Raw genomic sequence first — 10157 nt, 5'->3', positions numbered from 1 at the left:
AGGCAACTTCAATGGTGATTGACACACCGCTATCGCGAGCAGGCGAAGGCCTACAGGTACAGCATCTATATCCACAGGGAATTGCATGTCGTTCATCCAAGCCAACCTGATCCACCTGCTCGCCGCCGTCTGGTTTGTCATCTGTTGGGGCGGTTATACCCGTTATGCGTCCTGGAAGGGTCGCGACACCGCGTGCCTGGCCAGCGTGCTGCACCTGTACCGCGAAGACTGGATGCGCCGCATGCTGCTGCGCGACAACCGCATTGCCGATGCCAGCGTGATCGGCAACCTTGAGCGCAACGCTTCGTTCTTCGCCTCGAGCACGCTGATCATCCTCGCCGGTATTCTTACCGTGCTCGGTGCATCCGAACGGGCGGTGTCGTTGCTGGCAGACATCCCGATGGTGCAGCAGGCATCGCAGGGCATGTCGGAAATCAAGTTGCTGTGTCTGGCGATGGTGTTCGTCTATGCCTTCTTCACTTTCAGCTGGTGCATGCGTCAGTACAATTTTGCGGCGGTTTTGGTCGGCTCGGCGCCAATGATCGGTGAGCGACATGTTTCCGAACAGGAGCGCAAGGCGTTCGCTGCGCGGGCGGCACGGGTGATTTCGATGGCGGCTAACCAGTTCAACTTCGGGCTGCGCTCTTACTACTTCGGCATGACCATGCTGGCGTGGTTCGTCAGCCCGTGGTTGTTCATGCTGATGAGCGCCGGGGTGGTATTGGTCTTGTACCGCCGCGAGTTTCATTCCGACGTTCTCGATGTAATGGTCTATACCCCTACAGAGGCGCCCATCCCCGAGGCGAACAAAGAGGCTGCTTGATGAGTATTCCGTTCTGGTGTGTGTTTATCAGTGCACTGATGATCTATATCGCGCGTATGCCGGTGGGCAAAGCGATGAAAGAGCAGGGGGGGTACAACAATCACCTGCCGCGCCAGCAACAGGCGCAACTGACCGGTTACGGTGCGAGGGCGCTGGCGGCTCACCAGAACAGTATCGAAGCTTTCATCCTGTTCGCAGTCGGTGTGTTGATGGCGCACACCACGCAAACGGCAGGCTGGCTGATCGATACATTGGCGATCATCTTCGTGATCGCGCGGATCCTCTACTTGTGGTTCTATCTGGCCGATCTGCCCAAGCTGCGCAGTCTGGTATGGCTAGTTGGTTTAGTCTGTTCGCTGTTGCTGATGATTAGTCCGACTTTTAGAACTGTCTTGCTCTAAGTCGAGCGCGCCGCTAAATGGCAGGCAAAAGAAAACCCGCACTTGGCGGGTTTTCTTTTTCTGCAGCAAAAAGCAAATTATTGCTTCTTGGCAGCTTCTTCTTGTGCGGCCTGGTTCGATTCAGCCTGAGCTTTGGCAGCTTCGGCGTTTTCTTTCGCAGCGTCGTTCACTTTATCCTGAGCTTTGTTCATATCTTGCTGAGCTTGTTCAGCATGTTGGTTGGCATCTTGAGCTTTGTCCTCGGATTTTTTATCGCAGGCAGCGAGACCGAGGGAAGCGGTCAACATCAAGGCAATAGCAAAAGTCTTACGCATGGGGTGTTTCTCCTTATGGAAAATAACTACTGGCCTTAAGAACTCGGCGCTACAGGTTAAGTTCCTCATTTCTTTCAGATATATAAGTTTGTTTTTACACGGAACTTTTGCTGTTTTGCTTACTACTGGCAAAAGGCTCTAACGAGAGTAATTATCATATGGCCGAAAACCCCGTTTTTGAGCGTGCGACGCGATTTCTATCGGCGTTGCGTCACTGTCAGGTGCTGGGTTTACAGGTGCACAGCGCCTCAAGCGAAGGCCTGACAGTGATCCTGCCGTACAGCCCACAAATCGTCGGTAACCCGGAAACCGGGGTGATCCATGGCGGCGCGATTACGGCGTTGATGGACACCGCGTGTGGCATGTCGACGTTGTGCGTGCTGCCGGAATTCGAGGTCTGCCCGACCCTCGACCTGCGCATCGATTACATGCACGCCGCGGAGCCGAATAAAGCGGTGTATGGCTTCGCCCAGTGCTATCGCGTGACCACCGATGTGATCTTCGCCCGTGGCTTCGCTTACCAGGATGATCCCGAGCAGCCCATCGCCCATGTTGTCGGTACCTTCATGCGCATGGGCAAGGGCCTTAGAGGCACCAAAGGTTTCGGCGGCGCGATCAAGGGAGAAAGTCGGTGAGCAAAGACCTCAAGCAACAACTGCAACAGGCCCATGCGGAAGGCGACTATGCGCCGTTGCTGAAACTGATCCCGTACGCCGGTCTGATCGGCATTGAATGTTCGCGCGTTGGCGATGAACTGTTGTTCAAGCTGCCGGCGAACAAGGACAACATTGGTAACCCTTTATTGCCGGCCATCCACGGCGGGGTGATTGCCGGATTCATGGAGCTGGCTGCTGCCCTGCATCTGTTGATTTTCACCGGCGCGCCCGGCGTGCCGAAGATCATCGACTTCTCCCTCGATTACCTGCGCGCCGGGCAGTTTCGCGATACTTGGGCCAAGTGTCAGGTCTGCCGCCAGGGCCGGCGTGTTGCCAACGTTGCCATCACAGCCTGGCAAAGTACCGAAGGCGAACCGATCGCCACCGCTCGTGCACACTTCAAAATCGATGAGCCCTTGAAATCCTGAACAGCGCCCCAAACTCACAAGACAACCCGCCGCCGACCATTTCGGGTCGCGGCCACTGCCATCTGATTGGAGTTTGATGACCATGAGTGTGGAAACTCAAAAGGAAACCCTGGGCTTCCAGACCGAGGTAAAGCAGCTGCTGCACCTCATGATCCATTCGCTGTATTCCAACAAGGAAATTTTCCTTCGCGAATTGATCTCGAACGCCTCTGACGCTGTCGACAAGCTGCGCTTCGAAGCCCTGGCCAAGCCAGAGTTGCTCGAAGGTGGCGCTGATCTGAAAATCCGTGTGAGCTTCGACAAGGACGCCAAGACCGTCACCCTCGAAGACAACGGTATCGGCATGAACCGTGACGATGTGATCACCCACCTGGGGACCATCGCCAAATCCGGCACCGCTGATTTCATGAAAAATCTCTCGGGCGATCAGAAGAAAGATTCGCACCTGATCGGCCAGTTCGGTGTCGGCTTCTACTCTGCCTTCATCGTTGCCGACCAGGTTGATGTGTACTCCCGCCGCGCCGGCACTCCGGCCAGCGAAGGCGTGCACTGGTCGTCGAAAGGCGAGGGCGAGTTCGAAGTCGCCACCATCGAAAAACCGGAACGCGGCACCCGCATCGTCCTGCATCTGAAAGCAGCAGAAGACGAATTTGCTGATGGCTGGCGTCTGCGCAACATCATCAAGAAGTACTCCGACCACATTGCTTTGCCGATCGAGCTGCCAAAAGAAGCTGCAGCTGCCGAAGGTGAAGAGGTTCCGGCCGTTGAATGGGAAACCGTCAACCGCGCCAGCGCCCTGTGGACCCGTCCGCGCACTGAAGTGAAGGACGAGGAATACCAGGAGTTCTACAAGCACATCGCTCACGACTTTGAAAATCCGCTGGCCTGGAGCCACAACAAAGTCGAAGGCAAGCTTGAGTACAGCTCGCTGCTGTACGTGCCGGCTCGCGCACCGTTCGATCTGTACCAGCGTGAAGCGCCGAAAGGCCTGAAGCTTTACGTGCAACGCGTGTTCGTCATGGATCAGGCTGAGTCCTTCCTGCCGCTGTACCTGCGCTTCATCAAAGGCGTGGTCGATTCCAACGACCTGTCGCTGAACGTGTCGCGGGAAATTCTGCAGAAAGACCCGATCATCGATTCGATGAAGACCGCGCTGACCAAGCGCGTGCTCGACATGCTGGAAAAACTGGCGAAAAACGAGCCTGAGCAATACAAAGGCTTCTGGAAGAACTTCGGTCAGGTCATGAAAGAAGGCCCGGCAGAAGACTTCGCCAACAAAGAGAAAATTGCCGGTCTGTTGCGTTTCGCATCGACCCAAGGCGACGACGGCGAGCAGATCGTCGGTCTGGCTGACTACCTAGCCCGCGCCAAGGAAGGTCAGGACAAGATCTACTACCTCACCGGCGAAACCTACGCGCAGGTCAAGAACAGCCCGCACCTGGAAGTCTTCCGCAAGAAAGGCATCGAAGTGCTGCTGCTGACCGACCGTATCGACGAGTGGCTGATGAGCTACCTCAGCGAGTTCGATGGCAAGACCTTTGTCGACGTGGCACGCGGTGACCTCGATCTGGGCAACCTGGACTCGGAAGAGGACAAGAAAGCTGCAGAAGAAGTCGCCAAGTCCAAAGAAGGTCTGGTCGAGCGTCTGAAAACTGCGCTGGGCGAATCCGTGGCTGAAGTTCGGGTTTCCCATCGTCTGACCGATTCGCCGGCCATTCTGGCCATCGGCGAGCAGGATCTGGGTCTGCAAATGCGCCAGATCCTCGAAGCCAGCGGTCAGAAGGTTCCGGATTCGAAGCCGATCTTCGAATTCAACCCAAGCCACCCGCTGATCGAGAAGCTCGATGGCGAGCAGAGCGAAGAGCGTTTTGGCGACCTGTCGCACATCCTCTTCGACCAGGCTGCGCTGGCGGCGGGTGACAGCTTGAAAGATCCGGCCGCGTATGTGCGCCGTCTGAACAAGCTGCTGGTTGAACTGTCGGTTTAACCAAGTCGTAGAAAAACCCGCTTCGGCGGGTTTTTTCATTCTGGTGTTTAACCAATCAGGAGTCAGAAATGAGCCAAGTCACTGTACGTTCCGTGGTCTATCAGATTGACGGCCAGCCTTATGAAGGTCGTCTGGCGTTCGATGCCGAGCATAAGGGCGCGCGTCCGGGTTTGTTGATGGCGCCGAACTGGATGGGCGTCAGCGCCGGTGCAGAAGAGATCGCCAAGTCGGTGGCGGCCAAGGGCTACGTGGTGTTGATTGCTGACGTCTACGGTCAGGCGGTGCGTCCGCAGAATGCTGATCAGGCCGGCGCGGCGATGATGCCGTTGAAGGATGATCGCGCGCTGCTGCGCACGCGTATGCAGGCAGCGTTCGAGCAGTTGCAGAAGCAGGGCGAAGCGGCGGTGGATACTTCGAAGCTGGCGGTGTTTGGGTTCTGCTTTGGCGGTTGCTGTGCACTGGATCTGGCGCGCACTGGCGCGCCGGTGAAGGCCGCGGTGTCGTTCCACGGTACGCTGGATTCGCCGAACCCGGCGGATGCGCAGAACATCAAGGGCTCGGTGCTGGTGCTGCACGGTGCTGCCGACCCGTTGGTGCCGAAAGAGCAGTTGCCTGCGTTTGAAGATGAGATGAATGCGGCGAATGTGGATTGGCAGTTGCTGAGCTATGGCGGTGCGGTGCACTCGTTTACTGACCCGCATGCGAATGTGCCGGGCAAGATGATGTACGACGCGAAAACCGCCAAGCGCGCGTTCAAGTCGATGCATGATTTGCTGGATGAAGTGTTCAAGGGCTGAAAGCCTGAAAAGCAAAAGCCCCTCACCCTAACCCTCTCCCGGAGGGAGAGGGGACTGATTGGGGGATGCTCAGGTATTACGCCGACCTGAAAGTGCCCGGGGTGAATCCATAATCACCAAGATTTTTCAGGTCGATGTATGACGCCAGACACCTCGGTCGGCTCCCTCTCCCTCTGGGCGGTCCGACGTTTCGGGAGGGCTGGGGTGAGGGTAGCTTTTCAGCGCGGCAACTCGATCCGCTCAACTTCCCCCGGCACCGTCGGCCATTCCCCGGCCGTCCATTTACGCCGTGCCTCATCAATCGCCGCCGGATCGCTCGCAACAAAATTCCAGTTGATCCGCCGAGGCCCGTCCAATGGCGCGCCGCCAAATACCACCGCGTGCACATCGCTCTCGGCAAACAGGCTCATCTCTTCCCCGGCCGGCAGCACCACCAGCGCATGCGGCTCGATCGCCTCGCCATTCAGTTGCGCATCCCCACTCAGCACATAAACCGCCCGCTCTTCATGCTCGGTCGGAATCAGCAAAGTGGTCGCGGTCTGCATCTGCACTTCCGCATACAACGTAGGAGAAAGCACCGGCACCGGCGATTCCAGGCAAAAGCCTGACCCGGCAATCATGCGGATCTGTACGCCAAGGTTATCGCTGAACGGCAAGGTTGCCGCCGGGTGATGACTGTAATGCCCCGGGCCTTGCTCGTGATCTTTGGGCGAAGCCAGCCAGATCTGCAAGCCGTGCATGGTGAAGCTCTGGTCCCACAACGGCTCAGGGGTGCGTTCAACGTGCGCAATCGCGCTGCCAGCGGTCATCCAGCTGACATCGCCAGCGCCAACAACCTGATCCGAGCCGAGGCTGTCTTTGTGCTGAATCTGCCCTTCAAACAAATACGTGAGCGTCGACAGACCGATGTGCGGGTGCTGCCGGATGTTCATGCCTTTGCCCGTCGGATAAACCGTCTCGAGCATGTGATCAAAAAACACGAACGGCCCGACGCTGCGGCATTTGGCTGACGGCAAGGGGCGCAGAATCGGCTGGCCTTCGACGTCTTCGGCGCGCGGGCGGATGATCAGAGGTGGCGTGTCCATGGTGCATTCCAGGCTGAGCGGGTGATGCCAGAAGCATAACCCGCCGCTGGCATGAGGAGGATTACTGGCTGTCGAAGCCCTGCGGTGCATGGGTTTCGATGGTCACGTCAGTGGTGGTCATCAGCTTGTGAATCGGGCAACGGTCAGCGACGCGCAGCAACTCCTCGCGCTGGGCGTCAGTGAGCACGCCTTTGAGGGTGAGGGTGACGTGCAGGACGTATTTGCCTTTTTGTTCTTCGCTGTTGTCACGTTTGACGTCGACACCAACGCCGGTCAGCGGGATGTCTTTCTTCTTCGCGTACATCTTCAAAGTCAGTGCTTTGCAGGCACCAAGGGCGGCGTCGAAGTAGTCGTGTGGCTCAGGTGCGGAGCCTTCGCCGCCGGCGGATTTCGGCACATCGGCAAATAATTCGTGGTCATCGATCTGTACAGTGTGACGAAAACCTTCGGCAGAGACGGTATTGACGGTAACAGTCATGGGAACCTCACAGGCAGTAGGAAAAGTCGTTCGATCAAACAAGACCTTGCAGTTATAGAGCATTCCCACCGGTACGCGTTCCACTTTCCTGCGGGGATGAACCCTTGTTGTCAGGGCGCGGTCTAGGCTATGCCTACTTGCCGGAGATTACTTGTGTCCCTGTATCGTTTGAGTCTTGCTTGTTTGTTGGTATTTGCCGGCAACGTCAGCGCCCGCGAATACACCTACAGCGATGCACACCTGCATTACGTGGATTTTTTCCAGGAAAGCGCGGGCATGGCGAAATTGCTGACGGCCATGCAGGACAATTCCATCGAGCATGTGATGATTTCCGGCATTCCGGTCGCGAAGAAGTGGCATGAGGACGAACCAAAGCGCCCGCGTTATTACGCCGGTGATGACGCCGATGCTTACTGGTATAGCGCGACTGATGTGATCGTTGCCGATGCGGTGCAGAAGCTGCCAGCCGAGAAGCGTCCCTACTTTCATCCGTTCCTCTCGGGCTTCAACCCCAACGACAAGAACTCCGCCGCGCACATCCAGCGCATGCTCGATCTGTACCCAGGGCTGTGGCAGGGCATCGGCGAGGTGTTCACCCGCCATGACGACCTCACAGCGCTGACGTCCGGCGATACGCCGCGTGCCAACAACGAAGCCATGACCAAGATCTATCACCTGGCCGCCGAGAACGATCTACCGGTGATGCTGCATTCCAACATCACTTCCAAGCGTGAGAAGAATCCGCTGTACCTGAAGGAAATCGAAGAGCCGCTGCGTAATCACCCACACACGCGATTCATTTGGGCTCACGCCGGCACCAGCGCTGAAATCCATCGGCATCAGACGCAACTGAGTTTCTTGCTGCCCACGCTGACGCGCATGCTTGAGGCGTATCCCAACCTGTTTATCGACTTGTCCTGGAGCATGCTCACGCCATACCTGCTAGACGAGCAGGGCACGCCGCGCGCGGAATGGCTGGCGCTGGTCGAGAAATACCCGGAGCGCTTCATGCTGGGTTCAGACGTAGTCGGGCGATTCAACAAACTCGGTGAGGAAATGCACAGCTTCAAGCCGTTCCTCGATGCATTGCCCGAGGACGTCGCGAAAAAAGTCGCTCGAGATAACTTCCTGGCGATCCTGCCGCGAACGGTGCTCAAGTCCGGCAAAACTGCGCTGAATCGTTAATGCCGACAGTTCGAACGATCAAGGCCTTTTGATATCGCCTTTTCGTCTTACGCAATTTTTCGCCGGGCCGATACCTTCTAAAGCAACCAGCTGCAGGGTTGATGCAGCGCTTTTGGAAGGAACCAGAGCAATGAGTATCCGTAGTCTCAATATTGCCCCGCGCGCCGGTCTGGGTTTTGGCTTGTTGGCGTTAATGGTATTTGCCCTGGGCGCGTTCGCCCTGCTGCAAATGTCGAACATGCGCGCCCAGTCCGACGAGGTCGACAACAATTGGCTGCCGAGCGTCATGGCCGTCGGTGAGATGAGTCAGGACATGCTGCGCCTGCGGGCGCTGACCATGCGGCTGTTGCTCAATCGTGATCCGCAGGCGCTCGAGCAGAACGTTGCCAAACTCAATGAATTGCGCGATGTGCTCAGTGAAGCCCAGCAGCGATATGACGTGCTGATTGTGTTACCTGAAGAGCGCAAGCTGTTCGACCGTTTCAAGGTTGCCGAGCATCAGTATCTGGAGCTTCAGGCGCAGGTCATGCAGTTGTCGGCGCAGAATCGGGTCGAGGAGGCCGCGACCATTCTCAACGGTCAGATGAGTCCCTTGGCCGACGAAATCGCAGTGCTTTTGCGCGAACTGGTTGAGCTGAATAAACACAATGCCAATCTCGCCACCGAAGCAGCGCGGCTGGTGTTTACCAGTTCGCGGGTGTGGGTCGGGGTGATGATCGGCGTTACCGCGCTGATCACCATTGGCCTGGCCCTGCTGCTGACGCGCAGCATCGTGCTGCCGCTGGCGCAATCGCTGGGTGTCGCCGAGGTGGTGGCCGGTGGTGATCTGACTGGCGATATCAACATCAGTGGCAAGGACGAGCCGGCGCGACTGCTGCACGCGCTCAAGAGCATGCAACACAACCTGCGTGACACGATTCGGCAAATCTCCGAGTCCTCCAGCCAATTGGCCTCGGCCTCGGAAGAGCTGAGTTGCGTCACGGAAGACGCTACGCGCGGGTTGCATCAGCAGAGTCTGGAAATCGAACAGGCGGCCACGGCGGTCAATCAGATGACGGCTGCGGTGGAGGAGGTGGCGAGCAATGCGGTGGCAACGTCAGAAGCGTCGCGGGAATCCGATCGTATTGCCCAGCATGGCCGCGAGCAGGTGCATCAAACGGTGTTGTCAATCGAGTCGCTGGCCGATGATGTGACAGCCAATGCGAGCCAGGTGGAAGATCTGGCGCAGAAGGTCTACAGCATCAGCAAAGTGCTGGATGTGATTCGTTCGATCGCTGAACAGACCAATTTGCTCGCTTTGAATGCTGCGATTGAGGCCGCGCGCGCCGGTGATGCCGGGCGCGGGTTTGCAGTGGTGGCAGACGAGGTGCGGGCATTGGCGCATCGCACGCAGCAGTCGACCCAGGAAATCGAGCAGATGATCGGCGGGATTCAGCAGGGCACTGATTCGGCGGTCAGTTCGATGCAGCAAAGCAATGTACGGGCGCGTTCGACGCTCGAGTTGGCCAAGGCGGCCGGGACTGCACTGGAAGAGATCGCCTCGGCGTTCACGCTGATCAACGAACGCAACCTGGTGATCGCCAGTGCCTCGGAGGAGCAGGCGGCGGTGGCGCGGGAGGTGGATCGCAATCTGATGAACATTCGTGATCTGGCGATGCAGACCTCGGCGGGGGCCAATCAGACCAGTGCGGCGAGTCAGGAACTGTCGCGGTTGGCGGTGGATTTGAACAGCATGGTGGCGAAGTTTTCGGTTTGAGTTTCGCCTTCAAAAGCCCCTCACCCTAACCCTCTCCCAAGGGGAGAGGGGACTGACCGTGAGAGATTGGCGAGTTACACCGACCTGATCTTGCTTTGGCGAATCCCTAATCGACTCGATCTTGCAGGTCGATGCACAGCACCAGACATCTCGGTCAGCTCCCTCTCCCATTGGGAGAGGAGACTGAGCGTGGGGGATTAAAGAGTTACGCCGACCTGAGTGTTCTTTGGTGAATCCATAATCGACT

At 57.5% G+C, this 10157-nt stretch carries 11 protein-coding genes; 8 read left to right on the top strand and 3 right to left on the bottom strand.

Annotated elements, in window-relative coordinates; all coding sequences use genetic code 11:
• Positions 1-85 precede the first annotated feature (85 nt).
• The gene (locus ACW9IR_RS26620) at positions 86-823 is read left to right on the top strand and encodes a DUF599 domain-containing protein (RefSeq protein ID WP_095119943.1); all 738 of its coding nucleotides are present in this window, start codon (positions 86-88) and stop codon (positions 821-823) included.
• The gene (locus tag ACW9IR_RS26615; protein ID WP_095119944.1) at positions 823-1224 is read left to right on the top strand and encodes an MAPEG family protein; all 402 of its coding nucleotides are present in this window, start codon (positions 823-825) and stop codon (positions 1222-1224) included. The genes ACW9IR_RS26620 and ACW9IR_RS26615 overlap by 1 nt, the downstream gene beginning before the upstream one ends.
• 77 nt (positions 1225-1301) lie before the next feature.
• Here the strand turns inward: ACW9IR_RS26615 and ACW9IR_RS26610 are convergent, their stop codons facing one another.
• A complete protein-coding gene (locus ACW9IR_RS26610) occupies positions 1302-1538 on the bottom strand; it encodes a hypothetical protein (RefSeq protein WP_102900808.1) in 237 nt (78 codons plus the stop codon).
• Positions 1539-1696: 158 nt separating this feature from the next.
• Between ACW9IR_RS26610 and ACW9IR_RS26605 the strand changes: the two genes are divergently transcribed.
• The 4 genes from ACW9IR_RS26605 to ACW9IR_RS26590 all read left to right on the top strand — a co-directional run bounded on the left by ACW9IR_RS26605 (position 1697) and on the right by ACW9IR_RS26590 (position 5406).
• A complete protein-coding gene (locus tag ACW9IR_RS26605) occupies positions 1697-2173 on the top strand; it encodes a PaaI family thioesterase (RefSeq protein ID WP_102900809.1) in 477 nt (158 codons plus the stop codon).
• Positions 2170-2622 (top strand): PaaI family thioesterase, encoded by a 453-nt coding sequence (locus ACW9IR_RS26600; protein ID WP_457465610.1) that lies wholly within the window; start codon positions 2170-2172, stop codon positions 2620-2622. Before ACW9IR_RS26605 ends, ACW9IR_RS26600 begins: the two co-directional genes overlap by 4 nt.
• Before the next feature lie 82 nt (positions 2623-2704).
• Positions 2705-4609 carry a molecular chaperone HtpG gene (gene htpG, locus ACW9IR_RS26595; RefSeq protein WP_457465608.1) on the top strand — a complete coding sequence of 635 codons (1905 nt, stop codon included), beginning with the start codon at positions 2705-2707 and terminating at the stop codon, positions 4607-4609.
• A gap of 68 nt (positions 4610-4677) precedes the next feature.
• Entirely contained in the window at positions 4678-5406 is a 729-nt protein-coding gene (locus ACW9IR_RS26590; protein ID WP_102900810.1) for a dienelactone hydrolase family protein, read from the top strand.
• A 218-nt stretch (positions 5407-5624) separates the two neighbouring features.
• Here ACW9IR_RS26590 and ACW9IR_RS26585 read toward each other — a convergent pair whose 3' ends face one another.
• Positions 5625-6491, bottom strand: coding sequence for a pirin family protein (locus ACW9IR_RS26585; protein ID WP_457465605.1), 867 nt, complete (start codon positions 6489-6491; stop codon positions 5625-5627).
• Between the two features lie 61 nt (positions 6492-6552).
• Positions 6553-6969, bottom strand: coding sequence for an OsmC family protein (locus ACW9IR_RS26580; RefSeq protein ID WP_016986397.1), 417 nt, complete (start codon positions 6967-6969; stop codon positions 6553-6555).
• A gap of 129 nt (positions 6970-7098) precedes the next feature.
• Between ACW9IR_RS26580 and ACW9IR_RS26575 the strand changes: the two genes are divergently transcribed.
• Positions 7099-8154, top strand: coding sequence for an amidohydrolase family protein (locus ACW9IR_RS26575; protein WP_110720794.1), 1056 nt, complete (start codon positions 7099-7101; stop codon positions 8152-8154).
• Positions 8155-8284: 130 nt separating this feature from the next.
• Positions 8285-9910 carry a methyl-accepting chemotaxis protein gene (locus ACW9IR_RS26570; RefSeq protein WP_110720795.1) on the top strand — a complete coding sequence of 542 codons (1626 nt, stop codon included), beginning with the start codon at positions 8285-8287 and terminating at the stop codon, positions 9908-9910.
• The last annotated feature ends 247 nt before the right edge of the window (positions 9911-10157 follow it).

It is taken from the genome of Pseudomonas sp. SDT291_1_S447 (assembly GCF_054070155.1).
Note: the sequence above shows the minus strand (reverse complement) of the source record. Positions and strands in the feature narration are given on the sequence as shown.

Excerpts from the sequence above, each read along its gene's own strand:
- ACW9IR_RS26580 (WP_016986397.1), bottom strand. The coding sequence starts at position 6,969 with ATGACTGTTACCGTCAATACCGTCTCTGCCGAAGGTTTTCGTCACACT.
- ACW9IR_RS26575 (WP_110720794.1), top strand. The coding sequence starts at position 7,099 with ATGCCTACTTGCCGGAGATTACTTGTGTCCCTGTATCGTTTGAGTCTT.
- ACW9IR_RS26620 (WP_095119943.1), top strand. The coding sequence starts at position 86 with ATGTCGTTCATCCAAGCCAACCTGATCCACCTGCTCGCCGCCGTCTGG.
- ACW9IR_RS26610 (WP_102900808.1), bottom strand. The coding sequence starts at position 1,538 with ATGCGTAAGACTTTTGCTATTGCCTTGATGTTGACCGCTTCCCTCGGT.
- ACW9IR_RS26585 (WP_457465605.1), bottom strand. The coding sequence starts at position 6,491 with ATGGACACGCCACCTCTGATCATCCGCCCGCGCGCCGAAGACGTCGAA.
- ACW9IR_RS26590 (WP_102900810.1), top strand. The coding sequence starts at position 4,678 with ATGAGCCAAGTCACTGTACGTTCCGTGGTCTATCAGATTGACGGCCAG.
- ACW9IR_RS26570 (WP_110720795.1), top strand. The coding sequence starts at position 8,285 with ATGAGTATCCGTAGTCTCAATATTGCCCCGCGCGCCGGTCTGGGTTTT.
- ACW9IR_RS26615 (WP_095119944.1), top strand. The coding sequence starts at position 823 with ATGAGTATTCCGTTCTGGTGTGTGTTTATCAGTGCACTGATGATCTAT.
- ACW9IR_RS26605 (WP_102900809.1), top strand. The coding sequence starts at position 1,697 with ATGGCCGAAAACCCCGTTTTTGAGCGTGCGACGCGATTTCTATCGGCG.
- htpG (WP_457465608.1), top strand. The coding sequence starts at position 2,705 with ATGAGTGTGGAAACTCAAAAGGAAACCCTGGGCTTCCAGACCGAGGTA.